Source organism: Bacteroides sp. AF20-13LB, assembly GCF_003603065.1.
Classification (GTDB): Bacteria; Bacteroidota; Bacteroidia; order Bacteroidales; family Bacteroidaceae; genus Bacteroides; species Bacteroides uniformis.
Genome location: NZ_QTMH01000004.1, coordinates 59,205 through 86,197 on the forward strand (window position 1 = coordinate 59,205; position 26,993 = coordinate 86,197).

At 42.9% G+C, this 26,993-nt stretch carries 27 protein-coding genes; 4 read left to right on the forward strand and 23 right to left on the reverse strand.

Annotated elements, in window-relative coordinates:
* Positions 1-261 precede the first annotated feature (261 nt).
* From DWX62_RS05235 to DWX62_RS05335, 21 genes are all read right to left on the reverse strand, one after another.
* Positions 262-1,209, reverse strand: coding sequence for a glycosyltransferase family 4 protein (locus DWX62_RS05235; protein ID WP_120172629.1), 948 nt, complete (start codon positions 1,207-1,209; stop codon positions 262-264).
* A 51-nt stretch (positions 1,210-1,260) separates the two neighbouring features.
* Complete coding sequence (locus DWX62_RS05240) at positions 1,261-2,241, reverse strand: NAD-dependent epimerase/dehydratase family protein (protein ID WP_005829171.1); 981 nt, start codon at positions 2,239-2,241, stop codon at positions 1,261-1,263.
* Positions 2,242-2,250: 9 nt separating this feature from the next.
* Positions 2,251-2,571 carry a hypothetical protein gene (locus DWX62_RS05245; protein ID WP_005829173.1) on the reverse strand — a complete coding sequence of 107 codons (321 nt, stop codon included), beginning with the start codon at positions 2,569-2,571 and terminating at the stop codon, positions 2,251-2,253.
* The gene (locus DWX62_RS05250; protein ID WP_005836975.1) at positions 2,568-2,759 is read right to left on the reverse strand and encodes a hypothetical protein; all 192 of its coding nucleotides are present in this window, start codon (positions 2,757-2,759) and stop codon (positions 2,568-2,570) included. The genes DWX62_RS05245 and DWX62_RS05250 overlap by 4 nt, the downstream gene beginning before the upstream one ends.
* Before the next feature lie 73 nt (positions 2,760-2,832).
* Positions 2,833-4,065 carry a glycosyltransferase family 4 protein gene (locus DWX62_RS05255; RefSeq protein WP_005829176.1) on the reverse strand — a complete coding sequence of 411 codons (1,233 nt, stop codon included), beginning with the start codon at positions 4,063-4,065 and terminating at the stop codon, positions 2,833-2,835.
* Positions 4,066-4,074: 9 nt separating this feature from the next.
* Entirely contained in the window at positions 4,075-5,256 is a 1,182-nt protein-coding gene (gene wecB, locus DWX62_RS05260) for a UDP-N-acetylglucosamine 2-epimerase (non-hydrolyzing) (protein ID WP_005829178.1), read from the reverse strand.
* Positions 5,257-5,281: 25 nt separating this feature from the next.
* On the reverse strand, positions 5,282-6,430 hold the full coding sequence (locus DWX62_RS05265; protein WP_005829179.1) for a capsular polysaccharide biosynthesis protein CapF: 1,149 nt from the start codon (positions 6,428-6,430) through the stop codon (positions 5,282-5,284).
* 40 nt (positions 6,431-6,470) lie between these two features.
* Positions 6,471-6,875, reverse strand: a complete 405-nt coding sequence (locus DWX62_RS05270) for a putative toxin-antitoxin system toxin component, PIN family (RefSeq protein ID WP_005829181.1) — start codon at positions 6,873-6,875, stop codon at positions 6,471-6,473.
* Positions 6,872-7,093, reverse strand: a complete 222-nt coding sequence (locus DWX62_RS05275) for a hypothetical protein (protein ID WP_005829183.1) — start codon at positions 7,091-7,093, stop codon at positions 6,872-6,874. The genes DWX62_RS05270 and DWX62_RS05275 overlap by 4 nt, the downstream gene beginning before the upstream one ends.
* A gap of 100 nt (positions 7,094-7,193) precedes the next feature.
* Complete coding sequence (locus DWX62_RS05280) at positions 7,194-8,267, reverse strand: polysaccharide biosynthesis protein (protein ID WP_005829185.1); 1,074 nt, start codon at positions 8,265-8,267, stop codon at positions 7,194-7,196.
* A 2-nt stretch (positions 8,268-8,269) separates the two neighbouring features.
* Positions 8,270-9,286 carry a glycosyltransferase gene (locus tag DWX62_RS05285; protein ID WP_034525763.1) on the reverse strand — a complete coding sequence of 339 codons (1,017 nt, stop codon included), beginning with the start codon at positions 9,284-9,286 and terminating at the stop codon, positions 8,270-8,272.
* A 3-nt stretch (positions 9,287-9,289) separates the two neighbouring features.
* Positions 9,290-10,486, reverse strand: coding sequence for a glycosyltransferase (locus DWX62_RS05290; RefSeq protein ID WP_005829189.1), 1,197 nt, complete (start codon positions 10,484-10,486; stop codon positions 9,290-9,292).
* A 21-nt stretch (positions 10,487-10,507) separates the two neighbouring features.
* A complete protein-coding gene (locus tag DWX62_RS05295) occupies positions 10,508-11,488 on the reverse strand; it encodes an EpsG family protein (protein ID WP_057258535.1) in 981 nt (326 codons plus the stop codon).
* A gap of 87 nt (positions 11,489-11,575) precedes the next feature.
* The gene (locus tag DWX62_RS05300) at positions 11,576-12,328 is read right to left on the reverse strand and encodes a CatB-related O-acetyltransferase (protein WP_117589526.1); all 753 of its coding nucleotides are present in this window, start codon (positions 12,326-12,328) and stop codon (positions 11,576-11,578) included.
* Positions 12,329-12,382: 54 nt separating this feature from the next.
* Positions 12,383-12,997 carry a GDSL-type esterase/lipase family protein gene (locus tag DWX62_RS05305; RefSeq protein ID WP_022400854.1) on the reverse strand — a complete coding sequence of 205 codons (615 nt, stop codon included), beginning with the start codon at positions 12,995-12,997 and terminating at the stop codon, positions 12,383-12,385.
* Between the two features lie 86 nt (positions 12,998-13,083).
* Positions 13,084-13,971, reverse strand: a complete 888-nt coding sequence (locus DWX62_RS05310) for a glycosyltransferase family A protein (RefSeq protein WP_005829197.1) — start codon at positions 13,969-13,971, stop codon at positions 13,084-13,086.
* Between the two features lie 36 nt (positions 13,972-14,007).
* Positions 14,008-15,120 carry a polysaccharide pyruvyl transferase family protein gene (locus tag DWX62_RS05315; protein WP_034525766.1) on the reverse strand — a complete coding sequence of 371 codons (1,113 nt, stop codon included), beginning with the start codon at positions 15,118-15,120 and terminating at the stop codon, positions 14,008-14,010.
* 213 nt (positions 15,121-15,333) lie between these two features.
* Complete coding sequence (locus DWX62_RS05320; protein WP_005829203.1) at positions 15,334-17,091, reverse strand: thiamine pyrophosphate-binding protein; 1,758 nt, start codon at positions 17,089-17,091, stop codon at positions 15,334-15,336.
* 316 nt (positions 17,092-17,407) lie between these two features.
* The gene (locus tag DWX62_RS05325) at positions 17,408-18,520 is read right to left on the reverse strand and encodes a hypothetical protein (RefSeq protein WP_243636244.1); all 1,113 of its coding nucleotides are present in this window, start codon (positions 18,518-18,520) and stop codon (positions 17,408-17,410) included.
* A 25-nt stretch (positions 18,521-18,545) separates the two neighbouring features.
* Positions 18,546-19,982 (reverse strand): lipopolysaccharide biosynthesis protein, encoded by a 1,437-nt coding sequence (locus DWX62_RS05330; RefSeq protein WP_332055709.1) that lies wholly within the window; start codon positions 19,980-19,982, stop codon positions 18,546-18,548.
* 617 nt (positions 19,983-20,599) lie between these two features.
* Positions 20,600-21,133 (reverse strand): UpxY family transcription antiterminator, encoded by a 534-nt coding sequence (locus tag DWX62_RS05335; RefSeq protein WP_022400855.1) that lies wholly within the window; start codon positions 21,131-21,133, stop codon positions 20,600-20,602.
* A gap of 761 nt (positions 21,134-21,894) precedes the next feature.
* Between DWX62_RS05335 and DWX62_RS05345 the strand changes: the two genes are divergently transcribed.
* Positions 21,895-22,218, forward strand: a complete 324-nt coding sequence (locus DWX62_RS05345; RefSeq protein WP_005829213.1) for a hypothetical protein — start codon at positions 21,895-21,897, stop codon at positions 22,216-22,218.
* Between the two features lie 122 nt (positions 22,219-22,340).
* Positions 22,341-24,470 (forward strand): VapE domain-containing protein, encoded by a 2,130-nt coding sequence (locus tag DWX62_RS05350; protein ID WP_120129005.1) that lies wholly within the window; start codon positions 22,341-22,343, stop codon positions 24,468-24,470.
* Between the two features lie 129 nt (positions 24,471-24,599).
* On the opposite strand, the gene DWX62_RS05355 is transcribed toward DWX62_RS05350, so the two are convergent.
* On the reverse strand, positions 24,600-24,860 hold the full coding sequence (locus tag DWX62_RS05355) for a DUF4248 domain-containing protein (RefSeq protein WP_005829216.1): 261 nt from the start codon (positions 24,858-24,860) through the stop codon (positions 24,600-24,602).
* Positions 24,861-25,137: 277 nt separating this feature from the next.
* Between DWX62_RS05355 and DWX62_RS05360 the strand changes: the two genes are divergently transcribed.
* Both DWX62_RS05360 and DWX62_RS21870 read left to right on the forward strand, forming a co-directional pair.
* Positions 25,138-25,647 carry an HU family DNA-binding protein gene (locus tag DWX62_RS05360; RefSeq protein WP_005829218.1) on the forward strand — a complete coding sequence of 170 codons (510 nt, stop codon included), beginning with the start codon at positions 25,138-25,140 and terminating at the stop codon, positions 25,645-25,647.
* 54 nt (positions 25,648-25,701) lie between these two features.
* Positions 25,702-25,803, forward strand: coding sequence for a smalltalk protein (locus tag DWX62_RS21870; protein WP_005836960.1), 102 nt, complete (start codon positions 25,702-25,704; stop codon positions 25,801-25,803).
* On the opposite strand, the gene DWX62_RS05365 is transcribed toward DWX62_RS21870, so the two are convergent.
* Entirely contained in the window at positions 25,800-26,930 is a 1,131-nt protein-coding gene (locus DWX62_RS05365; RefSeq protein WP_005836959.1) for a glycosyltransferase family protein, read from the reverse strand. The genes DWX62_RS21870 and DWX62_RS05365 overlap by 4 nt on opposite strands.
* Between the last annotated feature and the right edge of the window lie 63 nt (positions 26,931-26,993).

Consider the following 26,993-nt stretch of genomic DNA (forward strand, 5'->3'; position numbering starts at 1 on the left):
AGTATTAGGTGTAATACGTACCTTGATAGAAGTCCAAGAAAAAATCAAATCTCATCCCGATTTAAAGAAACGTTACTTTCTTAAGCCTGATGAAATTATTTTATTAGCAGACGGAACAAAAATTGTTGTCAACAACCAGTGGGGAACATTATTTCCAAGATTTCTTGAAGCAGCAAAGAAACTGTACCAAGTAACCAATGATTCGGAAAGCAATACTCCAATATCCCGATTAAAGATTACTTTTGGTAATGGGAAAGTAATTCAAGAGACATGTCTTGAAAAGTACTTTTTCATGAAGAGTACGTATATTGCGCTCAACAGTAAGATACACCCTATCAAAAAGATATAACCATACCGTTGACAATAAATATATCCTACTATTATAAGAGTCTGTATTGTCATATAGGCCAAAGAGACTATGACATGAGGAATCTTCAGCTCATTCGCCATAATCTGATACAGATGTTTGCGATGCGGCAGCCCGATATTCTCATGAAGCATCAGGCGGTGAATGATAGTCAGTACACTATCCACACCATAAACGGATAAAAGGACTATCCAACTGAAATCTTCCGTTTCAATGATGAGCCTGCCTATCAGGAAAAGAAGGATAAAGGCAATGCTCACCGAACCCACATCACCGGCAAAGCATTTGGCACGCTTGCGGAAATTGAAGAAACAGAAAACTAGAACGGAACAGATAACGGTATAGATGAAATCCGCTTCCACAAAAGTAACCACCTCCTTATTGATATAGGCCAACGCAGCAAGAATAACCAGAGAATAACCACCGGTTATGCCGTTAATGCCATCCATAAAGTTGTAGGCATTGATGATACCCGTACAGACTATCAAGGCTATGACTATCCACCACCAGGACAAGGAGAACAGTCCCCACTGATAAAACATCATAGCCATAGCAGAGAAATGAAAAAGCAGCCTTGTCATCTGTCCGGTGGATTTTATATCGTCCACGAAGCTGATGAACGTCACCAGTGTCAAGGCAAGCAGGAAACAAAGATATTCAAAGCCACTCGTCAGGAAATAGGCCAACGCTCCGAAATAGAAAATAATCCCACCACCGCGTAAAGTCACTTTCGTATGGGAACTCCGCTCATTGGGCTTGTCGATGATATTACACCTATCAGCCACCTTAAAATAAAAAAGTTCTGCCAAAAACAGCAGAACCAATATTAACAGATAATACATAACAGTATTTTCCTCTTTAATTTTTAATTATCAATTTTTAATTCTTAACTTTTAATTTGAGAACGATTTTATCGTTCTCACTATCCCCTCCTCTGCCCTCACCGGCATTCTGTCAATTCCCAGGGCAGCCTTTATTTTCGCATTACTCACCACATAATTCTCTGTCAACTTGCGCAGACGCTCTGTATTCAAAGGCAAATGGAGCAGAGTCCCAAGCCGAGCACAGAACTCCATCAGTCCTCTGTTTATCTTCCAGATATGCGGCTTACGCTCCAAAGCCCGACACATCAAAGTTATCAGTTCATTTGTGGACAAGGCTTCGTCATCTCCCATGTGGTAGATACCACTCGCCACCTCCTTGGTCAAAAGACCTTCCACCACGTAGCAGAGATTGTCTATTGAAGTAAAAGACCTTCTGTTCTCAAAAGCCCCTAAAGGCCAGGGAACACCTTTCCTCACCACATTATAAAGAAGATTCAGATTGCCTTTATTGCCGGAACCATGAATCATGCAGGGACGCAGGATATAAACCTGCTTGTCATCATAAGGATTAGCTTTCAATTTCCCATTCTCAACCTTCAACTTGTCAAGGATGTAATTCTCGGCAGCTATCTTACTTTCCCCATAAGGCCCTACCGGAGCAGGCACCACATCTTCAGTCAGCATATCACCCACCACACTGTCTGCAGCGGCTTTCACAGAACTGAAGAATACGAACTTCTTCGCAGACGATTCCAGAAAGAAATCAAATATCTTTTGAGTCAATCCCATATTGATATCAAAATAGGCTTGGGCAGCAGACCGGTTCTTCGTGTCATGGGCTTTACCAGCCAGATGAATAATGGCATCGAATTCAGGAAGATTCCGCATCGGAAAAGAAGCTGGTTCAATATCCTTCCAGGAGAAAGTCTTTACCACCCCCTCCTTTTCAGGAGCAACAATATCCAGCCCGTAAAGGCTATGACGTTCCTTTAGGGCAACAACGAGATTGGAACCCACAAAGCCGTGGATTCCAGTGACGAGTATGTTCATTGAAATATGCTAAAAAATATACTGACCGGAAACGTGGTTATTGGTTATGTATTTGATAAAATAAGTATCTCCGATGACAGAGAAAAAAATATACCACGTTGTATTAGAATTACGTTGGTAAGTGATGTAATACATATCCTTACCATAACGTTCAAAAAAAGCGGGCGCTTTCTTTTTTAATTTAGAATGAATGTTCTGTTGAATATCAGCTATCAGTTCTTCTACATAAGAAATAGCAAAAGGATAAGTACCCAAATACTCCTTCTCAACAAGTATTTTTATAAGCCCATACAAATCCTCCTCTACTTCGGGAGCGAATACGACTCTCATCCAAACAAAGCCTTTATACGAGGGCAAAGCCTATCCAATAATTCTTCACCGGAAATAGCATGCCTAATGTCATCACGTCCTTCCGTAACGATATTCGGATTATTCTCATTACCCGTATATACAACTACCGGTTCACCAACATTCGGCACCATCGGTTCTTGTTCCTTATATGGCTTGTTCTTCTTCATGAATCCAATCTTTCTACAAAGATACCCGGGAATATCAAGATATCCTAATAATTGATTGATAAATATCGTATGTTCATAAAGCTTCAACTAAGTCTACATATTTTTGAGTTACCACATCCTTGGAATATAATCGCTTAATCACCTCTACACCATTTCGACCCAGTAAAGCCAGTTCGCTTTTTGAGACGGAATTCAGCCAGTCCGCCATTTCTCCCACCTTCTTTTCCAAACTCTTCTCTGTAATCAATTTTGCACAGCCATGTTCCTGCAGGAAGTTGATGATAGGCGTATCCTTTCCCGAGCAGACCAATAAAGGCCTACCACATGCCATGATTGTATAAACCTTGGAAGGGAATCCCTGCATCTCCATCTCAGGGTTCATGAAAATAAACTGGATGTCTGAATAGGCAAGAATGGACGGCATCAAACTTCTGGGCTGATAGGGCAAAATATGCACATTATCCAGCTCCAACTCACGTACTTTCTCCTCAAGAACGGGTTTCATGACTCCCTCACCGATTATAAAGTATTCAATGGAAACCCCTTTCGTCTTTTCTGCCAGACAAATTAAGGGCTCCCAATCTTGGGCATAACCAATATTCCCGGCATAAAGCAATTTCAAAGAATCTGTGGCAGGGAAAAAATGGGGATTCAGACATTCTACATTTCCACCTTGAGAATTATACAATTCTGTATCTACAAAATTAGGTATTATACAAAGCTTGGACTTATCCTTAAACCTTCCGGCTATTACATTATAAAAAACCTGGTCTATTGTCGTTACGGCCGTTGAGTTATTATAAACATACCGTTCCATCCTACGTAGCTGTTCTATAACAAGCCCGTCCTTTCGTTTCAAGATGTCAGGATATATTTCCTGCACATTATATATGGTTTTACATCCCTTGATTTTCGCCAGCCAAATGTTTATTACACCGATAGTCAAAGGAGGGGAAGGTGACAGTATGACATCTATATTTCTCTGGAACAAACCAATCAGGAAAGAGATAATATGCCAATAGACAAATCCCAGGACACGCAGAAATGTATTTCTGAATTTCTTCTGGGGTACATGAAGAACTCTGATTCCATGAAAACAGCTTTCTTTACAAATCCCCCAAACCTTCCATTTCAGAGGTTGTACTGCCAGTTGTGATTCCACAACATTGTAATGAGGCGTAGTTGTCAATACCAATACTTCATAACCGTTTTCTTGGAATTTCAGAGCAATATCATTATAAAGATAGGCTGTCGAAACTCCATCCGGACTGAAAATCAGGCTATGTATCAAGATTTTCTTAGGCATGTCTCACCATTATTTTCTCCAAACCATCTTGTTCACCACCCCCGTATAGCTCTGAATCAACTTCACAACCTTGGCCGATACATTCTCATCCGTATAATTGGGCACCGGCAGGCCATCGTCCTCATTCCTATTCATCTCCACGGCAGTATCTACAGCCTGAAGCAAGGATTTCCCATCAATGCCGGCAAGGACAAAGATACCCTTGTCAAGAGCCTCGGGACGCTCCGTACTGGTACGGATGCATACAGCAGGGAAAGGATGCCCCACAGAAGTGAAGAAACTGCTCTCCTCAGGCAGAGTACCGCTGTCACTCACAACGGCATAGGCGTTCATCTGCAGGCAGTTGTAGTCGTGGAAACCGAGAGGTTCATGCTGAATCACACGACTGTCAAGTGCAAAGCCGCTTGATTCCAGACGTTTCCTGCTACGGGGATGACAACTGTAAAGTATGGGCATGTCATATTTCTCGGCCATAGCGTTAACCGCGCTGAAAAGGGACAGGAAGTTCTTCTCCGTGTCAATGTTCTCTTCCCGGTGCGCGGAAAGCAGGATGTATTTACCTTTCTGGAGATGCAACCTCTGATGAATATCGCTAGACTCTATTTCGGACAAATTCTCATGCAGGACTTCCGCCATGGGCGAACCGGTTACGTATGTACGTTCTTTCGCCACGCCCGAAGCGTTCAGGTATCTGCGGGCATGCTCCGAATAGCAGAGGTTCACATCGGAAATGACGTCCACAATACGGCGGTTGGTCTCCTCAGGCAGGCACTCGTCAAAGCAGCGGTTGCCTGCCTCCATATGGAAGATGGGGATATGCAGACGTTTCGCGCCTATCACGCTCAGGCAGGAGTTCGTGTCTCCCAACACCAGCACAGCATCAGGTTTCACCTGCACCATCAGCTTGTAGCTGGCGTTGATAATATTCCCCATCGTGGCACCGAGGTCATCACCGACGGCATCCATATACACATCGGGGGCTTTCAGCTTCAGGTCACGGAAGAAGACACCGTTCAGGTTATAGTCGTAATTCTGGCCGGTGTGGGCCAGAAGACAGTCAAAATAACTGCGGCATTTGTTGATGACAGCCGCCAAGCGGATGATTTCCGGACGGGTGCCCACTATAATCAGAAGTTTCAGTCTGCCGTTCTCCTGAAACCTGACTTGCGAATAATCCAATTTTAGTTCCATCTGTTCCTATATTCTTTAACTCGTTTCAGACTTTTTCAGAATAAGTGTCCGGACGTGCCGGGTCGAAACACTCGTTGCACCACATGAAGGTCACCAGGTCTTCCGTTTCCGAAAGGTTGACGATATTGTGCGTATAGCCGGGAATCATCTCCACGACCTCCATCCTCCCGCCGCTTACCTCGAAGCTGACAACCTCCTCCGTACCTATCTTGCGGAGCTGTATCAGACCGTGTCCGCTCACCACCACAAACTTCTCGTTCTTGGTATGGTGCCAGTGCTGGCCTTTCGTAACGCCCGGCTTGGAGATGTTCACCGAGAACTGCCCGCGGTCGGAAGTACGGATAATCTCCGTAAAACTGCCGCGGTCGTCCACATTCATCTTCAGGGGATAGCTGAACCGTTCTTCAGGCAGGTATGAGAGGTATGTGGAATAGAGTTTCTTTGTAAAGGCATCGCTCAAATCCGGGACGGACAAGGTACCGGGCATTTGCCTGAAAGACCTTATCAGTTCCACAATGCCGCCCAAGGTAATGGTATGTACTACGGGTACTTCGCAATAATCCCCGTTGCGGTGTTCCATGCCGCTCAGGGCAGAGATAAGCTCGTCCACCACATCGTCTATGTAAACCAGGTGCATCACCACCGAAGGGTCGTTCACCCGGATGGGCTGGTCATGGGCGATGTTGTTGCAGAAAGTGGCCACCGCGCTGTTATAGTTGGGGCGGCACCATTTGCCGAAAACATTCGGGAAGCGGTACACCAGTACCTTTGCTCCCGTTTCCCTGGAGTACTCGAACAACAGTTGCTCCCCTGCCCGTTTCGATTCACCGTAAGGGTTGTCGAGTGCGGCCTGCGTGGAAGAGGAAATCATTACCGGACTGGTATTGCCGTGCTTCTTCAATGTATCAAGCAGCGTGGAGGTGAAGCCGAAGTTCCCTTTCATAAACTCAGACGCATCCTGGGGACGGTTCACGCCTGCCAGATTGAAGACAAAGTCAGCTTGTCTGCAATAGACATCCAGTTCGGCAGGGTCACTGTCCATGTCATACTCGTAAATAGTAAGTTCCTCACCTGCAATGCCGTAATTACGGGCTTTCCCGTCACGGATGTTGTGCAGCTGGGATACAAGGTTCCGGCCGACAAACCCTCGGGAGCCGGTCACTAAGATTTTCATAAACTAATGGGTTCTGTTTGTCACAGAAAAGAGAAGATATTCATAGTGAATGACAGAAATCATCCAAACCTATAAAACTTACTTTTGGGAAATTATATTGCTTCAATATATGAAAATGATGATCTTCCGTAACAATAAACTTGGCATTAGCCACAATTGCACAGTCCACAAACTTATTATCATCCGGATCTGATTTTATCAGATTGAAGTTATAATAAGGAGTAAAGAACAAAGTATAAGGATTATTGAGAATGACATCAATCACCAGCTTAGCTATTTCCACACCTGCCAAACGTTCTAATATTTCCTCATATTCATTAAGAATTTCATCAGAAACGCATAACTGATTCGTTCCATCCAAAAAGCAATCCCAAATCTTACGGTACCTGCTTTTGGGAGAAATGCACTGTATCAAGCTATTTGTATCTAATACAATTCTATTCATCTCTTCGGAAGTGTACGGACATCAATTTTTCTCAGTTCATCAAGTTTTTCTTGGTTTAAAACTCCCGAATCCCATAAGTCATTCAAGCGGTCATCTAACTTCTGAGAAAAATATTTGGTCAACACTTCTTTAACTTCATTCAATCGCTCCTCCGAACCATCAAAAGCAAACATCTTCAAAAGATGTTGTTGAACTGAATTTAATACTGTTGCTGCCATATTCTCAATTATTAGTTTCAATATGGCAAAGATAGTTTTTTTTTCTAAAGGAACAATACATTCCCTCTTTCTTTCCTGTTGTATTATTCAAATTAAAGACTTATTCACTCTTGATTTCCGCGCTCTTCGCCTTTTCCTCCATTCCGAGGTCTTCGCGGATGAAGCGGAGTTTCAAAAGAAGCTTTTTCATGCCCTCCACATCCAGGCGGGCAGTGTTATGGCTGTGATAGTCCTCTATACGGGCAATATCCTCATTGCCTTCCGTGAAGAACTTGTCATAGTTCAGATCACGGGTGTCGCAGGGGATGCGGTAGTAGTCGCCCATGTCGACAGCCTTTGCCATCTCTTCGCGGGTTACCAGTGTCTCATACAGTTTCTCGCCGTGGCGCGTGCCGATGGTCTTCACCTCCGTCTCACCGTATTTCGGATCAACCTGCGCGTATGTTTCCTTCAAGGCCTGCGCCAGTACATCCAAGGTGGCGGCAGGAGCCTTCTGCACGAACAGGTCACCGTTATGTCCGTGCTCAAACGCATAGATTACCAGATCCACGGCATCGTCCAGCGTCATCATGAAGCGGGTCATGTTAGGATCCGTTACCGTAATGGGCCTGCCGTTCTTTATCTGCTCCACCCACAAGGGAATTACAGAACCGCGGCTTGCCATCACATTGCCGTAACGGGTACAGCAGATGGTTGTGCCGGCTTCCTCACCCAACGCACGGCCCTTGGCTATGGCAACCTTCTCCATCATGGCCTTGCTGATGCCCATGGCATTGATGGGATAGGCAGCCTTGTCGGTAGAAAGCACTACTACATTCTTTACACCATGCGCTATGGCGGATTCCAGTACATTGTCGGTACCGATCACATTGGTCTGCACAGCCTGCAACGGAAAGAACTCGCAACTGGGAACCTGCTTCAAGGCGGCGGCGGAAAACACATAATCCACTCCCATCATGGCACCGTCCACAGACTGGCGGTCACGGACATTACCAATGTAAAATTTCACTTTCGGATTCTGCAGGTGATGACGCATGTCATCCTGCTTTTTCTCGTCACGGCTAAAGATGCGAATTTCCTTGATATCTGAATCGAGGAAACGACGCAATACGGCGTTACCGAAGGAACCGGTACCGCCAGTGATTAATAAAATTTTGTCTTTGAATATAGACATAACTATTTTAATTTATAATTGCTTTTCCCATTAACTATTATAGCTTCAAAATCATCTTTTCGCCTTTGAATATCATAATATTCTAGAAGATTATCATATGAAGTTATTGGAGTAAAACAAGCTAATTTATTAACCAATTTAAGCAATTCACTATCGAAATCATTATCTATGTCAAACAACAACTGTTCTTTATAAATAGGATTAGCCAAACCACCCTTTCCTGAATGAATTATGATATTATTAGCACATAATGCCTCCAATGCAGCTAAACCAAATCCCTCATACAATGAAAGTTGAAAATAATATTTAGATTGTTTCAAAAGATTAATTTTATCCTCTTCAGACACTTCTCCTTTCAATTCAACTGAGCCTTTCAAATTATATTTATCTATTATTGACCGAACCAAGACTTCTCCTTCTCCTTTTCTGCCTATAATTACAAATCGATAATCAACAAACTCCGGTATTTTTTTCAATTCAGCAAAAATTTGTAAAGCCTTATCCACCCCCTTTCTTACCACATTACCTTCATCTCCCATCCAAACTATAGAAGTAAATATCTTTTCTTTTGGAACATCAGCAATAAAAAGTTTTGTGTTAATAACATGCTCGCTATAACTCAATTTTTTCTTTAATGATGATACCTTAAAGATGTTTTTCAAATCTGATTGCGACACAATTATACAAGAATCAGCCACCCAATAACAAAGTTTAAAAAACAATGCTTGTATTTTATAATTAAAAGCAGATGCATAATCCGAATCCAAAGAGTCAATACCTCCTGTAAAATATGTTTTTTTACCAAAACATTTTGCTAACAATGCAGCAAAAAATGAATATCGATAGAAATAAGAAAACAGAATATCATATTTCCAAAATAAAAGGCTATCGAATATTCGATTAGATAGTAAAACGTCATATCCTAAATCTTTCAATATTGATATATCTATCTGATAGAATTTCTGAGTCTTAAATAACTCAAGTGAATTCACACTCGAATAAAATAAAATTCTTTTCACACCTTAGCTATGTTTTATAAAATTCATTAGTCGACTGGCCTGAATCTCAGAATTTTTATTCTCTAATATAAACCGTTTCGCCTTCTCTCCAAACTCATATAGTTCTGCTTGTGTTTTACTTCCCCATTGTTTTAAAATAGCAGTCAATGTTTCTTGTGAATTATCTGGTAATAGAACAAGGTATTCTTCATATTCTATAGGTAATCCTGGAAGTTTATACATTATAGTTGGAGTACCCGAAGCCATATACTCCATTGTTTTTGATGGAAATGAATATTTGGTATATTCTTCATGCCCTTTACGAGGGTTAACTAACAATGTAGCTTGTTGTTGCATTTCAAAAACATGCTTCTGTTCTACAACTCCCCAATATATTATTCTCTTATCTTTTTTTGCAGCTTCTTCAACAAAGATTCTATCAAGTCCAAATCCACATATCCACAAAACAAATTCTGAATCATCAATATCGTTAAAAGCTTTGATTAAATCTCTAATCCCGAAACGAATGTCTAGCTTGCCTGTATATAAAATAGTTTTTTTCCGCTTTTTCTGAGGAACTATACATACTGGATTATATATTCCTTCTAAGAGTAAGCTGGGACGTAAACCAACATTAAGTTTTTCTCTCATATACTTGGTAAGAAGAACAAAGGAATCAACAGAGGGTACTAATGAATATATTCGTTTAGTTTCCAAATTACCTAAAAAACGGTACAATAAAGAAGTGCTATCTCCAAAATATTCAGGCAAATCCAATACGATACAACAAATTTGAACATTTGGGTACATTTTTTTCAAATCAATAGCAGCTTTCAAATAAGGATAAATCAAAGAATAAACTAAAATTGTTACTTTTTCCTCCCTATTTTTATTAAGCCACAATTTGGCTTCTCTCATAATGGTATGATATATACTGCATTTTTTTAAATATGTGACATTAAAAAAAGATGCATTTACCCCTTTTATTGAAGCATATTCAAACTTAGATTTTGAAAAAAACAAATTGTTACAACGAAATGGGAAACTACCAATATCAGGTACATTCACTATATAATCAGGTCTTATACCACACTCGTTACATCCCGCTAAAAGAGCTTTCTGAAATGTAGTTGCGCTTACTGTAATAACCCCTTTTGTACATTCTTTTATAAATGTAGAAATTGTAGGTTCACAAAAGCAACCTAAATAAAGAACTTTCATCACTTTATATTTTGCAAATATTTATAAAATACTTTTATATGGTACATACGGGCTTCCTTTGGAAGATAAAGAAGCCAAGATGAAAACAAAATAAATCAAGTATAATAATAAAGCATTTCTAGTCGTCCAATAAGAATGTAAAGACTTAGCCAATAAAGGAATTACAAAAACCATAGAGACATAGGGATAATATGTAATTCTTTGTAAAGTTATATTAGCAGAAAGCACATTATACATTATCTGACCAAGAAAAAAAACATTCAAAATCAATTCTAAATTATTCGATACATAATAATTTCTCTTCGCATAAACAATAAGAGATAATACAAATATCACTTGATATACTACACCAAAATGAGCTGTTTGATTTTCATTTATAAGTGCTGATTCCAAATAATAGCCATAATACGTTTTTCCAATTATAGGCTCAAATATTGATATAAAGCCACTCATAAATCCTCCCCATAGTAAGATACAAACGGATCCTATATATATCATCAACACTACAATATTCACCTTTATCATTTTAGCTAATACAATCATCAATATCCCGAACAATGCAGAATAATGCACTAGAAAAGCCAAAACAAAAACTATGTAATGTTTCTTCCCACAAGAAATTAACATTAAGCCATACAAGAAAATGGCACAAGCTAATATCTGACGAACCAAATTGAATGATTGAAAAAACAACAATGATTGTAATATCATGATTACAACAATAAACCTAATATTTCGATCAGATAATAGCACTGCTTTTGCTAAATAAAAATAAGTCAAGAAAGCATATATATAAAAAAAGGCATATGAAGATATTCCAAATGAACGAATTATTGCAAAAACTAAAATCGTAAAAGGTTCTGATGGAACAACCCAAGGGCTCTCTATTTGAGCAATATAATTACTGTGATCTGTTCCTATACCATCTTGTGAACCAACAAAGAGTGTCATCAACAATACCCACACAAATGCTGTCACAAAATTGACCTTTTCATCTTTCACATATATGTGTGAAATAAATATTATGGTAGACAATATAATCAGTAATATATATATCAGCATCTTGTTTTAGTTAGTGAATTCCCCATCTCATTTACTTTCATTAGCAAAATACTTTTCAAAAGCATCTAGGTCATTTAGTAAACGCCAATTTATCTTGAACCACTTTTCATCTTTCTCCCACCATTTAGATTTCAGAAGCATTTGTATAGCGTCTTCATTATATCGAAACCGGAGGACTTTAGCGGGAACCCCTCCCACTATTGCATAAGGGGGTACATCATGAGTAACTAAAGCGCCAGCAAGTACCATGCCCCCTATACCTATCGTAACTCCTTCAATGATTTTTGCTCCTGCTCCTATCCAACAATCAGAACCAATAACCACTGGAACACATTCTCTTACAAATTTAAATTCATTATAAATTTGCCTATCAGCAAAAGTATATCCAGTTTGCTTCATCATAGAGAAAAACATAGGACTTGTGGCTACATAAGGATACTCGTAAGGATGACGTCCACGAACAACCATACAATCATCTGCAATAGAAGTAAAACGTCCAATTTCTCCACTTATTCTTGAATTGAATCCTATATAAGATCCATAACCTAATGTGCCATTAAATGTACTGTGCGCACAAACTCTATTACATCCTTCAAACTTAGATATACGGGTAACCTTAGCTCCATAACCTATTGTAACCGTACTAGAATATTTAATACTATAATAAAATCCTCTAGATAAACTATTAATAAAAATCCATCTTAGAAAATGTTGTAATATAAATATCAAGTATTTAAATACACAAAAAAATGAACTCCTATTGTTTTTCTTATTCACCATATCAAAACAACCATATATCAATAGCACAAAGAGTATTAGTGGTCTTATATACTTTTATTTGAGAGAACTTGTTACATACTCACGAATAGCTTCAGCCCATCTATCATAAGCTTTTGGTAAAAGATGAATGCCATCATTAGTTAGTTCATCAGGCAGCTGTCCATCTATACAATATAGAGAAAATAGGTCAATATATATCATTCCTTTTTCACCTGCTATACGAGTAATAATTTGATTAGCTTGAATAATTCTGTCACAGTTTCTATACATTCTATGACTACGATTGACTGGAAGTATAGATTCCAAATAGACTTCTGCATGAGGACAAGCGTTAGTTATAGAATCCACTAAAACATTATACCGCTCAGCAAACTCATCCATATCCATACTTTGATTTGCCAAGTCATTGATACCTGCCATCAAAAACACTTTTTCAGGACAAACAGCACGCAGCATATCCATACGTCGCATCATGCCAATCATGGTATCACCAGGATAGCCTAGTTCTACAATCTTCTTATCCGTGAAATAAGTTTGAAAATTACTCGCATACGTAATTGAATTACCCAAAAAGCAAATATCCGCATCATAACTCATTTTTTGCAATGTATTTGTCCAACCACGTATAGCCCAGTAATCGGGTGCGTCAGTCGGACTAACTTCAATCAAGGTTTAGCCTTTTACCTACTTTAGGCAAGAAATCAGATTTATACAAAACAACAAAATTCACCAATAATAAACTCATTATCAATAGCTTATCCCGCTAAAGGACCTGACAAATAAAACTTTAACTTCATTATTAGTTTTCTCGGAATAAATATTATCCTATTCATAAAATTGCATCGTTTAGCCTTATTACTCCACATTAAATCGTTGCCATATTTATTCAATAAGAATTGTTTATATTCGGGATATAGCTTTAATCCCTGGTTGAGCATATCCCCCAAAAGCATTTTTTCCCAATAAGACTTTCCATCAAAGTTCATACTAAATATAAAATCCTTTGAAAAATCAGCCACCTTACCACTTAGACCGAGATTATCAAGAGAATAAGTCATCACATCAATAGGAGTATAAGCCATTCTGTTTTCACGTAAAATTTCAAAAAGAGATTTTGCATCTTCATATCGACTCAATGTCTCATCAAACAAATGATTCTTCAATAATTCGGCATGAAAGACAGCAGCTCCTGCACGAGGTATCACCCTATTAAAAAACCACTCTTTAAAATTATCTTCCAATACGCCTTCTCTTTTACCATTCACTCCCGGAAATCTCTTTTTTTTAATTTCTATCAAAAAACGTCCTGCAGCCACCTTTACATTATATTTCTCTGCCAATTCAACCATTGTCTTCAATCCCTCCGGCAGAAAATAATCATCCGCATCAATATAGCATATCCACTCCCCTTTAGCCTCCTTGATACCCCGGTTTCTGGCTGATGACACCCCACCATTAGGCTTACGTATATACCGTATACGCTGATCACCAAGATACAGTCTCACCACTTCATCACTGCCATCGGTAGATCCATCATCCACGATAATCAGTTCCCAATTGATATAGGATTGGCTGAGTATCGACTCAATGGTGCGCGCTATTACAGCTTGCTTATTATAAAGGGGAATAATTATTGAGAGCATAAAGACATATTTATTATTGTAAAGGAAGCTGTTGGTTTATCTTAGTATTTTATCAATTAATCCCAATGCAAAATACTTCTTTTTTTCTCGGATGGCATTGACCTTATTCCAATCAATAATCTTCAACTGCTTCAGATCATCAACTGAGTCTACTAAACGGTCTTTTAAACAGAACATGCTCAAAAGAGAATAAATACGCGCCAATCCACCTTGTTCATTTCTCAACACCACAAAAGGCACATTGAAGATAATAGAGAATATGCAGCCATGGAAACTGTCTGTAATCACGAACTTAGCATCCTGAAACCCCTTTAGCCACTTCTCTACCGGAATCTGTATACGTTCACTGAGTGGCAGACTTGTGTCATTGACCTTTGAGAATACATAGAAAGGTTTATGATGAAGCACTGCAGACACCTCCTTTACCGTAACAAGGTTTGATTCCATCGGATCGAGCAAGTAGACCAACATATCACCATCAGACTTTTCTTTAACTTCTGATGTCAGTGCTTCATAATCCTTTCGATCGAGAAGCATCGTTGGATCCAAGACATGCATAGGCTTTACGCCTAAATGCTTCTCGCAAAGCCCCACTGCAGACTCCTCACGTACTGTAACAAGATTGAACTTCTTCACCAACCCTGCACAATTTTTCGTTTCAACATCTGAATATCCCCAAGTATCCAGTCCGAAAGAAGGAGCATAGGCAATCCGTCTCACATTTTTCCAGTCCCAAGCAAAATCGAAAAATACATTCTCAATCTTTTGATTGAAGTTGCGCCGCCAGATTTGGTCACTACCCACCACGAGAGCATCCCAATCCGCTTCCCGTATATCTGTATAGCGTTTGTAATAACGACAATGGATATTCTTCTCTATGAATGCCTCAGTATGCTGACTGATGACAGTATATTCTTTATAATGCTTGAAGTCATAAAATAATGGTACAGTCTCACGACCAAGCATTTTCTTAAGCAATCTACAACAAGCCTTGGCTAGAACTTTCGCAACACTGGGCTTACTGCAAAATGGTCTGTTCAGAACTATTGCATCATGACCATTGCGAGATAAAACAGTCTGTAAGGCATAGGATTGTAATATACCTCCTATATTGGTATGAAGAGGAAGAGAAATTATTAAGATATGCACTATTTCTTAAATAATGCGAATCAGTAGTTGAATATTTTCTACCTTTTCGCTTGTTAAACAGTTATTATTCATATAGATATATTCAAATTTCACAAGTTGCAAAAAAGAAACGTGAAATCTACCTGCTCCAAGATATTCACCGTCCCACACCCGATGGCTTTGCAGCCGTAGTTGTAGCCTCACCTATTCCTACCAACAATACGTTTCCATCTTTTATTTTTTCAAAATTTTTTTTATAGCATTAATGCCTTTTTCTCCTGCCACATTCCTTACCGCATCTTTCAGCTTACTACGTACCATGCCTTTGGCATCGCTTTGAATATGGCTCATCAGATACAAAGCCTCGCTTTCATCTTTCGAGTCAGTAAAGACTTCCAATATCATAGAATGATCACTTAACTGTGGATTGGTGAAATTAGACAATGCAGTCATAAATTCTTCTTTGGTAGTAGCAGACAAATAGTGGAAACCTAAATCCTCAGCATAATGCTTAACCAGCAGAGGAGATTTATTACCAAAATGCCCAGCTGCAGCCATATACTTGTCGGCATCATCGCCAAAAACATTGCAATGATGAATGCCCAAGCGAAATTCCGTACCCCTCCCGTTATTGACAAGCATAACACGTAAATTCGTCCCTATATGATGGTTGCCCAAGGAATTCAGGTCATAAAAGAAAGTCAAATCACCCACTACGACATAGCAAAGCCTATCGGGATTGACTAATGAAGCCCCGACCAATGTACTGACACAACCGTCAATACCACAACAACCTACATTACAAGCAGACTCAACACTTTCCGGCAACTGGAACATATTCCAACAACGCCGGGTATTGGAAACGCCCATGTGGAACAACGCTCCTTTGGGAAGTCTCGAAGATAGCTGCATGGCAGTCCAAATATTGCAGAAAGGCAATTCAGGAATTTGCTCATAGATTTCACCAAACAGTTCTCGGCATTCATCTATCAAAACGTGCCGATTGCAACCATCTTTCCCATAATGCAGAAAAAACATTTCTTCGGACATTTGAAATACCGTTGTCAGTTTTTTAAACGGATCACGCAATTCCCCATCTTCGCTTACTCGCCAAACCTCCTTTGCTGGGATTGTATCGTTGAAAGAAGCTGCTGATATTTCCCCGATGTGAACCATCAAATCCAATGGAGGGAATGGTGAAGTGATATCGGATTGCAACTGGACCAGCGTCGGAAGTAACTTGTATTTACCGTAATAGCCGCTCGTATGGTCGCAAATCACTACAGCGTCATAAGTGGCACAAAAGCGATCAATAGCCCTATTTTGTTTTTCAGAAAAATGTGTATGAGAGCCCACATAAATACCTATTCTTCCCTCAGGCAGCACAGGCAGTTCATCCCAGGCTTGGAAGCGACGCATGACTTTCACATGAGGCAATTCTTTCACCGAAAAATCACGACTGTAGGTTGTTATCAAATTTATATGAACCGGTCCTCCTCCATTCCTGCGCAACTCAAGCATGGCTTTGTTTACTTCCATCACGACATAGTCTTCGTCCCTGCAATCTTTGACCACAGGCAGTTCTACCGAAAGCCGTGCTATGTCATTCGGAAGAATACGCCTGTCTATGTTCTGAGGAATAAGTTGTCCTATCCTATCTGTCCCTTGGTGCGAAGTGATGGCAAGCACCGGCAATTTGCGGTAAAAAGCCTCTGTTAATCCTGGATAGTAATTACGCGAGGCGGTCGCACCCGTACAGCTCAAAGCCACAGCTTCTCCACTTTCAGCCGCCATGCCACAAGCCATATATGCTGCCGAACGTTCGTCCACAGCAGAATAGACCTCAAAGAATGGATCATTTTGCACACTACCTACAAATGTGAAGTTAGTAGCACCCGGTGAAGCTATAATCTTTCTAATACCATTGGCTTTCAACAACGACAACACGATTTGTACATTCCTCTCTGATGTATAAAATTTTTCCTTAGCCATATTTTTTATTTTATATTTTTCTTAACCTGCTTTCATATCTTGATTGTAATTTGGATGTATAAGAATCAGCTCTACGAGTTTATTGCCGTTTTCATCTTCCTATCATTTTGTGCCAAGCAACACAAATATAATGCGGATATTTACTGAACTTAAAAATTATGTTCAACATCAGTTTGCGCATCCATCGGGAACGGTTGAAATACCGTTTATAACCTACTCGCTTAAGCCAATGCAGCAGTTCGTTACTATAAGGATAAGTACGGGAGTCGTCTATGGAGTCAATAATACCCCATACATCATCAATACTATTTTCAAACTAACAGTAAGAACGCACCAGTTGCGAGAACTTTTTTTCATCAAAGCGGGCGAATCCCCAATCCTTCGGGTTTTCTCCGGTACAAAGGATATTGAGTTGCGTCCTAACGCACTTGGCACATTCACCGCACTGTTCGCTGTTGTCTACAAAACATGCCCAAATCCTAACATGTTTGCCTTGGTTCTTAAAAGTAGAAACTATATTTTTCACTTTTTGGGAACGCCGGGTATAAAGCCCGTCTTGTTCCGCAAAAGAAATGCCTACGAACTTGAACCCATTGGTTAACAATGGGTTGGTTCCATCCAAAGCTGGTTCAAGTTTATCTTCTATCAAAGAAGACCCCATGATGAGTTCTTTTATTCCCATAGCGTATGCAAAAGGAGCCACTGAGCACAAATTGGGAATATACCTCATTCCCCAAAAGCCTGAATGATTAAATGCTACCGTATTCAGCTGGAGAGTGTTCCTAAGGTACCTCGTAATTTTACCATTTCTTCCTATTTCATCATCGAAAACAACTTGGTTGAAATCATTGGCAACCAAAAGCCAATCGCTTCCTATAACACGGGAGAACTCTTTTATCATAACAAACTTTTCATTCCGTAAGGCACCTTCGTTTCTGGAATGTACCTCTATGCTTGGCACACTGACTAAAACATTCCGTTTACCAGGGTTGTTTATTCCTGCATGGATGGCATCAACACCACCGGAGAAGAATACAATACGGTCATATCTTGCATCGGGCATCTGGTTTGCAACAATCTCTTTTGCAACGATTTTTCCACGCCATTCCTCCTTAAAAGGACCATACATCTGAGAATAAGCTGCATATAGTGTCGGTATATTATGATAAAGAGTATTGTCTATGGATGACAATATGAGTTCTATATGGTAGAAAAATGTTACTGGAAGCAGATAAAGCGTAATGGGTAAAGCTAGTACAGACTCCGGCAATTTATCCGGCTCAAAACCGAAAGCATCAGCATTATGGAACTGTATCTGAGCCTCCACTTTTTCTTTCCGAAGCAGACCAAGTCCTGTGTTATCGTGAATCTCATACTTGACAGTGTCTCCATCGACCGCGATACGGGTCAACTCAATGGTTCTTTTCATACTAATTGTGTGTTTAGATGAGAATTTATATTTTACGATATAATTTCACTGTAATCTTATCCCGCAAGTTTTTTTTTAGGAAGAGCCGCTCTCCTTTCGTCATGCCTATAGCAAGTGCCATCAACGAGGTACAGATTATTATCGCCAGTGTGTGCAGAAGAAATTCCCAAAAGCTATTTGGTGCTTCCCACGGCATGAAATAAGTAAAAGCTCCTGATAAGACGAAAACCACCGCTGAAGGTAGCAGACATTGCTTCAGGAAAGCATGAACAGGAAAAGCATACTTCGCCTTGGAATGCACCAGCAAATCTGCCAACACGCATGCTTTAAAAGCAATATTGAGTACAAAGACCGTCTCTGGAGCCATACCCAGTTTAAGACACACGTATGAAGCAATGAAATTAACTGCATAAATGATGCACAAAGCTATCTCGTATGCCTTGATTTCACCCTGAGCGAAAACTCCTATTGCAATCGGAGTTAAAATACCGTCCAACAAGGAATACAACAACACCAGCACGACAAAGTTTGCCGTATGTGCTGGCACATCCACCAGCCATAGTCCAAGCACATAATCAATATTACCGCAAAGCGGCAGCAGGATGAGCAGCATTATGAAAAAACCGAATTTCCCGCTTTTTATAATCTGGATATGCATGGCCTGAAAGTTTCCGGAAGCATGGTTCTTGATGATTTGCGGCCTTATCGCTATCATAAAATTAGATACAAAACTGTACACTGCAGCATTGATCTGCATTGCGATGCCCTGCGCCGCATTCACTACCGGACCACAAAACAAGTTGAGCAGCACGTTCACTCCCTGGTCTTTGAGTAAGATAACTGAATTTCCCCAAAAAGCCCAGCCTGTGAATCCCAGCATATCGCACAATAATCCCTTGTCGAAAGTGAACTTAAAACGGGACTCCTCAAAATGGCGCTTACAATAAACGGCATACACCGTACGAATGATAAGTGCCACCAACGTGGTGAGGCATGCATAAGTAATCAGCTTGTCAAAGAGTATCCACTTAAGTACGAAAACCACAGCAAGTTTAAGAGTAACTTCCAAAATGGAAATCAAAGCAAAAACCGACATCCGCTCGTGGGCGATAATTACAGCGTTGTAGGGCACACTCATCAAGTTGATAACAAAGGCTAAAAGCGAAAGCTGCAAAGCCCAATTGGCTGCTATAGTACGCCCGTCTGGTATGTCCATTTGAGCATTTAGGAACCATACGCCAAAAGTTTCTAAGCCGATACAAACCAGAATTGAGAAAAGCAAAAGGATAATCACGGAGGTTGAGAATATCCGGGTTGCCTGCAAGACATTATCCTTTCCGATTTCAATCGTAATAAAACGGTTGACCGCCAAAGTCATACTTCCAGATATAATGGAAAACATAGCTACGAAACCACCTACCACATTGTATATACCATAATCCTCGGCACCCAGTTCTGCCAATACTACCCTTACAGTATAAAGGCTAACCGCCATCACTAGTAATTGCCGGAAATAAAGGAAGAGAGTATTCTTAGCTATACGCTTGTTATTTTCAGAAACAGTAGGCATCGGTAGTTAGCATCAAATTTTGACTATCGCATAGAGAATACCACCCAGAGGCGGTTTTCTTTTAAACAAATTATGCAAGTACAGTTAATACCCAATTTAGAGCATTTCCTTTTTATAAGGCACCAAAATGAGTACCCCACAAAAAATGTTATCAAATTTGATTGATTTTTAACTATTGGCATACAACCGAGTCTATATTTGGCGATGTCAGACTCAAAAAATCTCTGCAACCGTTAAAAATTCCGGTAAAAAATTTGCCAAGATAATCCCATGCGGACCTACCTTGCAGCTTCACCATGCTGATTATATATGATATACGGCAGCAATCTCCACTCCCTCATCGCTTTCAAAATGCAGGGAGTTCTTTCGTTGGGTTGTAAAAGGGACGGACTACCCTCTCTGCCTGGATTGTTCGAGATTGGATAACAGCCGTCCTTTATATAAGAAGGCCTCATTCCAGAACTTGTGAGAATAATTCAGGGCTTCACGCTGTCTGTCACACTTGAACCCTAATTTGAATACTTATCTCCTATCTCCTCCACCAGCGACGCATGCACAAACGTCGTCGCCACCGCCATCACCCCCTCGATGTTCACCACCACCCTCCTGTCATGGCGCACACGCACAAACACCCCTTCCACTCCTTCGAAGATGCCGCCGGTGATGCGTACCCGGGTTCCTTGGGAGAGGTTCAGTTCGGTGGGTTCAAGATAGAGCACAGCCTGGTCGTAGGTGCCAGACACGGCGATGAAGCTGCGCATCTGTGAGTCCGGGATGACGATGGGCTGGCGGGTTTCGCGGTCCATGATATAGCGGATGGGGATGTTCATGCCCGGTTCGTTCTTTATTTCGTCCATACGCTCGCGGGTGGAGCGGACGAAGACCAGGTTATGGACCGCAGGAACAAGCTTGCGCAGGCGGCGCTCTTTCCTCACGACATACTCATAGCGCATGGGTATATAGTTTTCAATGCCCGCTGCATCCAGGTATTCCTTGAAAAAAAGCTCTCGGCTATAGGTGACACGCACTGCATACCAGTGCATTTCTGCATTCTCGTTCACGAAAAAATATGATTGGGGGACACCGGAGTAGCGAAGTACCTCCCGGTCAAGTAATGTAATGCGGTTACTTTAAATAGGCTATATGCATTCATTTTATTTCAAAACCCTCCACCATCTCGGAAGGAAGGCGACGAAATAGTTATATTCAAGCTATCTTGCGATAAGCCGTTATCAACGAAACGTTTATGATGAAAGAAATGTTTTATAACACGTTCCGTTTAATGAACGCAAAGGTAACGTCAAGAAATGAAAGTACAAAATATTCTGATTGATAAAATGATAATCTTTTTTAATGCAGACATCATCACACTATATATCAAAGAATTACGCCTATTAGGTAAGATACACGCGCACGCGCGTCATTTCTTATTTTTTTAAAGAAAGAGTGTGTTACATATATAACCATAGGTTCCGGTACCTCACCCTATACATACAGACTACACACACGCTTCACTTGTTCACGGAGAGGGGCACCACAGATTACACAGATTGGCACAGAGGAGCACAGAGAAGAATTCTTCGCTACGTTCTGAGTGACGGATACTCACGGAAACAAAAGGATGATACGCACGGACATACACAAAAGTGATACGCACAGAAACTACAAAAATCCGTGCCAATCCGTGTAATACATAGTGCACAGACTTCTCTTTTTTATTAATTTTGCACCCGATTCGTTAACTTAATATAAAATTGTATTTTCAAATTGTAGTTATGAGAACAAAAAAACGCCAATTAGCGTGATGCAAATCAAAGGGAGAGATTACCAAGTGCTGTACACCAAAGAGAGCAAAGAGGTGCAAGTGGCCATCGACCTGCTTTCTATGGTAGAACACAAGTCGTTAACCGTGGAATACAAGGAGCGGAAGGCTTTCCTGACACCCTTCATCCCACTGCTGATAAATCCCCAAAAGGAACACGGACTGAAGGGTGTAAGCCCCTTCGCCAAGCTGCTGCATCTACTTGTAAACTTTATGGACGCGGACGGAAGCGGCAATACGCTGAACCCCGATTGCATTGAGGATGAGATATATAAGCTCTTCAATGAGCTATATCCCAAGGAGTAAAACGGACCAAGGAATTCAAATTGTAAAAAAACGGCTGTCCCACTGCGGATGGCCGTTTTTGCTTCCTAAGGAAATAAACGGCATCTTTGCGCCGCCAATAAGGCAAACTTAATACAAGTAGAATGGAAAACATTCCAGTGACCACCTACCGTGGTTTCAGCGCCGTCAGCGGGGAGACAACCTTCACGCAGGACATGGCTGACATAAGAAACGGCAAGCATGCCAAGTTAATCATCAAAATCGCCAGCCTCGTGGCACAGGGAAAGGTGGAGGAAGCCAACCACGTCAAGAAGCAGCTTCCCTTCAGGACCCTCACGGCCAACTACCGGGAAAGAAGGCTCGCACCGAGCATCACCCGCTACAACCCCGTCATCACGCTCGACATCGACGACCTGGAAGAAGGACAGTTGGAGCAGACCCGGACCCTCATCAACGAAGACCCGCACACCCTGGGCAGTTTCCTCTCCCCCAAAAGGCACGGCTACAAGCTGTTCGTCTTCATGCAGACGGAATACACCCGGCGTCTGTATGACCGTCTCCGGCAGGGCGAGGTGACCTACGCCACGCTCGAGGAGATACACCTGAAGCTGTACAGCGCCGCCAAAGAGCACTACGAGGCCCTTCTCGGAGTAGAGGTGGACGGAAGCGGAAAGGACATCTCGCGAGGATACTTCATGTCCTTCGACCCGCATGCCTATATCAATGCCGCACTGCTGGAACAGATTTCCCCGTTGCCGGCACGCATCATCCCGCCTGCGAAGAAGGAGAACAGCCCAAAGAAGACGCCCGTCGAAACGGTACACCCCCTCCCCGCCTCCTCTGCCGCCACGCCGCAGGACGCAAAGCCTTGGGAGAAGCTGATATTCTCCCAAGCCGTGACCGCCGTGAAGCGCACCACCAGGTTCCGGGCAGGCAACCGCGACAACTTCCTCTTCGCCCTGGGCAACAAATGCTACAGCAAGGGCCTGGACGAGCAGACAGCCATCAGACTGGCGAAAAACGAGTTCGGACAAGAGTATCCCGACGTGGAATCTCCCCTGCACAATGCCTACATCTATACCGACAAGACCAGCGAAGCCGCTACAAAGAAGGAAGAGAAAAAGCCCGTCATCAACCAAGTGATGAGCTTTCTGGAAGAGCACTACGGCATCCGCAGGAACCTCATCCTGGACCGCCTCGAATTCATGCCCTATGCCCTGTCGGCAGATGCCGGAAAAGGTTACCGCCCCATGCGCGGAAAGGACTACAACACCATATTCGTAGACCTGCAGATGGCCGGCATCTCCTGCTACCAGAATTTCCTCAGAGCCGTGATAGACTCCAACTACGCCAAGGAGTTCAACCCCTACACCGACTATCTGTACGCGCTTCCCCCCTGGGACGGGACGGACTACATCGCCCAACTTGCCGACACCCTGACGACCGAGAACCGGGAACTGTGGCAGGAGGGCTTCAAACGGTGGATAGTGGGCCTGGTGGACTGCGCGCTGAGCGACGAGGACATGAACCAGCTCGTCATCATCCTCTACAGCGAGCAGGGAAAGGGAAAGAGCAGCTGGATTCGGCGCCTGCTGCCGCCCGAGTGGAAAGAGTACTTCTACAACGGCATAATAGACCCGAGCAACAAGGACGATGCCCGCCTGCTCGCCACGCGAATCATCATCAACATGGAGGAGTTCGAAGGCGTGAAGCCCGGCGAGCTGGCAGCATTGAAGCGAATCATCGCGCAGGACAACGTGACGCAGCGCAAGGCCTACGACATCGAAGCCTTCACCCTGCCCCGCCACTGCTCCTTCATCGCGAGCACCAACAACCGGCAGTGCCTGCAGGACATCGGTGGAAACCGGCGTTTCCTCCCCATCACCGTCACCGGCATAGACTACCACACCCCGGTGAACCATCCCGGCATCTACGCCCAGGCGCTCGCCTTGCTGAAAGACGGTTTCAGATACTGGTACGAGGGCGAGGAGATAGAACAGCTGAACAAGCACAACGAACGGCACCGCATGAAAGACCCCGTGGAGGAGAACCTCTTCGTCTTCTTCCGCAAACCGCTGCCCGAGGACCTGCAGGTAAAATGGCTCCCTGCCAGCGTCATACTGACCAAGCTCAGCATATTCGGGAAGGTGCAGGTGAACCCGCACACCCAGCTGGTACTGGTGCAGGCACTGGAAAAGTACGGATTCGGCACACGGACCAACGAGCAGGAGACGACCGAATATGAGGTAGTGGACATCCAGCTATATCAGTAACCGGTATTCGAGGAGAAGAGAGAAGCCCCGTAACATATATTGTTGTGCATGACAACATATATTGTTACGGGGCTTTACATATATTGGCGTTTTCTTTACACGGCTTCCCTATTTCCGGCCGGCATCCTGTCAGGGTTCTCCCAGATACTTCACCAGCACTTTCACTTCCAGCGGAGTGAAGGTGCGCCGGTATTTGTTGTAGCCCACCTTCTCCAGCTCACCCTTCAGCGCCTTGTTGTGGCGTATCCATGCCGCCAGGGTATAGATGGCATTGCTGATGCAGTAAGTCGGGTTGTAGAGCATGGCAAGCTCCTCCTTCGAATAGGCGTGGATGCGGAACGGACGAAGGTCTTCCTCCTCCTCTTCCCTCTTTTCTTTTTCTGTTTTCATTCCTTATGTTATTGGTTGATTATTACACCATAAAGATACTGAATATCAGCGGTATGACCAAGCGTATACAGACATAAACGGGCATCGGACGAAGAACTTTTCCTGAACAGAAAGGAAACGGGAAAGAGACGGCGTAACCCGAAGAAAGCCATGAGCAGAAAAAGCCGGAGAAGTACTTTTGCAGCACCCCTCTTCCCCCCCCTAAAGGAGAAAGAGAAGAGTATTGCAATACGGGACTTTAATTTCTAATTGTTAATTTTTAATTATTTAATTGTTTATGGGAGTACCATTCAAGAAGATTGCGAGGAAAGATCCTCGAAAGGCAGATGCGGTGGCAAAGTTCTACCCGCAGCTGGTGACACTGGGCGACAATGCGACGCTGGACGACATTGCGTATGTGATGAAAGAGAAGAGTTCGCTGACACTGGGAGACATCCAGAGTGTATTGACCAATTTTGTGGAGGCCATGATAACAACCCTCTACAGCGGCCAGTCAGTGAATATCAAGAACTTCGGCGTATTCAGCCTGTCGGCGCGTACGGCAGGCGTACTGGATGTAAAGGAGTGCACCGCCAAGAACATCAAAGCGGTGAAAATCAATTTCCGGCCTTCCAGCACCGTAAGACCGGACATCGCCGCCACGCGTGCCGGGCAGAAGATTGACTTCTACGACCTGGAGGCATTGGTGAACAAGGGAGACGGTGAAGGAGGAAGCTCCGGCGGCGGTTCCGGCTCGGGAGACGGAGGCGGTTCGGACGGAGACCAGGGCGAAAATCCGTTGGGATAAGTATGACTGATTTTACTACCGATTCGTATGTTCAACTTTTAAAACGTATATAGCATGAAAAAAAGTATCTGGGATAAAATTCTGAAAGTCGTAATTGCAGTAGCCTCTGCCATCTTAGGGGCATTGGGAGCCAATGCGATGAACGTGAACATTTAAGTCGCCGGAAAGAAAGGACGGCAGGAAGAGGAAACCCCGAAAAAGGTTTCCTCTTTCTCTTCCCTCTCTATACAGCGCAGGATACGCCAGTCGCAGCTACGCACCCAATAGCGGAAAGCCATGTTCGGGTGGAAATGCTCCGAGAAGTCCAGCAGACGTTCCAAATCAAACTCCTCGGAGATGACACCGGCACCGCTACGGAATGCATCGTAGGCGTTACAGTCCTGCTCGATATGCGCCGGAACCATCAGCAAAGGCTTGCCCAGATACATCGCCTCGCAGACCGACTCGAAGCCGGCAGTGGTGGCATAGGCCTTGCAGCCTGCCATGTAGCGCAGGAACTTGACGTCATCGAGCTGATGGAAACTCAAGGTGTCGTCCACACGGCACACCTCGGCTTCGTCCTGCTTGTCCCAGAAGAAGTGGAGGGGTATTTCCGGATGGGCACTGTGCCAGTGGAGGATATTCTCGCCAAAACCGGAGTTTACCATGTATCCGTGGAGATAATCCCCTTCCGTACCTTCGCACGACAGCACCTCCCTCCGCAGCAATGGCGGAACCACGCGGACATACGCTTCTTCGTCATCCTCCATCTCGCGGAAGGAAAGGGCGAGCTTTTCGCGGGCACCTATGCACGTGAGGCGGGTGAAAAGGCGGAGCAGCCACAGATGGAAGCCGTTCTTACCGGGAAACTCGAAATCGCGGTGCAGGAACAGGTACTGGTGCCCGACGCTTATTTGAGGAACGGAAGGACGGAAGAAGAGATAGGTCATCCCCGTGAGCAGTTCGTAGAAGTTGATGACCAGTTCGGCACCACTCTCCTCGATGCGGCGGTGTATATAGTGCATGCTTTTCAGATAGACGGGCAGACGGGTGAGATTATAGGCCACACTACGCGCAAGACTTGCCCGCTTGTTGGCAGGCGTAGGCAGGAAATTGGGACTGAGAAAACGTTTCACCGGAGCTTGGATGCTGCGGTTGAAGAAACCGGGCAGACAGCGCGAATTGCTTTTGCCCACCAACACTTCCACTACCTCGTGACCGTTGCGGCGCAGCAGCTCTTCCATTGTTATGGCTTGGGTCAGATGCCCGCGGCCTTCTCCTTGAACGATAAAAAGGACTTTCATTGGGACGACTTGATGATTTACAAATTAATGTTGAAACACATGCAGCACATGACGTTGCATTTA

Coding starts and splice junctions, on each gene's coding strand:
- DWX62_RS05355 (WP_005829216.1), bottom strand. CDS start 24,860: ATGAAAACAGAAAAAGAAAAGAGGGAAGAGGAGGAGGAAGACCTTCGT.
- DWX62_RS05270 (WP_005829181.1), bottom strand. CDS start 6,875: ATGAATAGAATTGTATTAGATACAAATAGCTTGATACAGTGCATTTCT.
- DWX62_RS05280 (WP_005829185.1), bottom strand. CDS start 8,267: ATGTCTATATTCAAAGACAAAATTTTATTAATCACTGGCGGTACCGGT.
- DWX62_RS05235 (WP_120172629.1), bottom strand. CDS start 1,209: ATGTATTATCTGTTAATATTGGTTCTGCTGTTTTTGGCAGAACTTTTT.
- DWX62_RS05255 (WP_005829176.1), bottom strand. CDS start 4,065: ATGCCTAAGAAAATCTTGATACATAGCCTGATTTTCAGTCCGGATGGA.
- DWX62_RS05275 (WP_005829183.1), bottom strand. CDS start 7,093: ATGGCAGCAACAGTATTAAATTCAGTTCAACAACATCTTTTGAAGATG.
- DWX62_RS05365 (WP_005836959.1), bottom strand. CDS start 26,930: ATGAAAGTCCTTTTTATCGTTCAAGGAGAAGGCCGCGGGCATCTGACC.
- DWX62_RS05310 (WP_005829197.1), bottom strand. CDS start 13,971: ATGCTCTCAATAATTATTCCCCTTTATAATAAGCAAGCTGTAATAGCG.
- DWX62_RS05240 (WP_005829171.1), bottom strand. CDS start 2,241: ATGAACATACTCGTCACTGGAATCCACGGCTTTGTGGGTTCCAATCTC.
- DWX62_RS05345 (WP_005829213.1), top strand. CDS start 21,895: ATGCAAATCAAAGGGAGAGATTACCAAGTGCTGTACACCAAAGAGAGC.
- DWX62_RS05265 (WP_005829179.1), bottom strand. CDS start 6,430: ATGAAAATCTTAGTGACCGGCTCCCGAGGGTTTGTCGGCCGGAACCTT.
- DWX62_RS05245 (WP_005829173.1), bottom strand. CDS start 2,571: ATGAGAGTCGTATTCGCTCCCGAAGTAGAGGAGGATTTGTATGGGCTT.
- DWX62_RS05320 (WP_005829203.1), bottom strand. CDS start 17,091: ATGGCTAAGGAAAAATTTTATACATCAGAGAGGAATGTACAAATCGTG.
- DWX62_RS05335 (WP_022400855.1), bottom strand. CDS start 21,133: ATGCACTGGTATGCAGTGCGTGTCACCTATAGCCGAGAGCTTTTTTTC.
- DWX62_RS05250 (WP_005836975.1), bottom strand. CDS start 2,759: ATGAAGAAGAACAAGCCATATAAGGAACAAGAACCGATGGTGCCGAAT.
- DWX62_RS05350 (WP_120129005.1), top strand. CDS start 22,341: ATGGAAAACATTCCAGTGACCACCTACCGTGGTTTCAGCGCCGTCAGC.
- DWX62_RS05360 (WP_005829218.1), top strand. CDS start 25,138: ATGGGAGTACCATTCAAGAAGATTGCGAGGAAAGATCCTCGAAAGGCA.
- wecB (WP_005829178.1), bottom strand. CDS start 5,256: ATGGAACTAAAATTGGATTATTCGCAAGTCAGGTTTCAGGAGAACGGC.
- DWX62_RS05325 (WP_243636244.1), bottom strand. CDS start 18,520: ATGAAAAGAACCATTGAGTTGACCCGTATCGCGGTCGATGGAGACACT.
- DWX62_RS05300 (WP_117589526.1), bottom strand. CDS start 12,328: ATGGTGAATAAGAAAAACAATAGGAGTTCATTTTTTTGTGTATTTAAA.
- DWX62_RS05290 (WP_005829189.1), bottom strand. CDS start 10,486: ATGAAAGTTCTTTATTTAGGTTGCTTTTGTGAACCTACAATTTCTACA.
- DWX62_RS21870 (WP_005836960.1), top strand. CDS start 25,702: ATGAAAAAAAGTATCTGGGATAAAATTCTGAAAGTCGTAATTGCAGTA.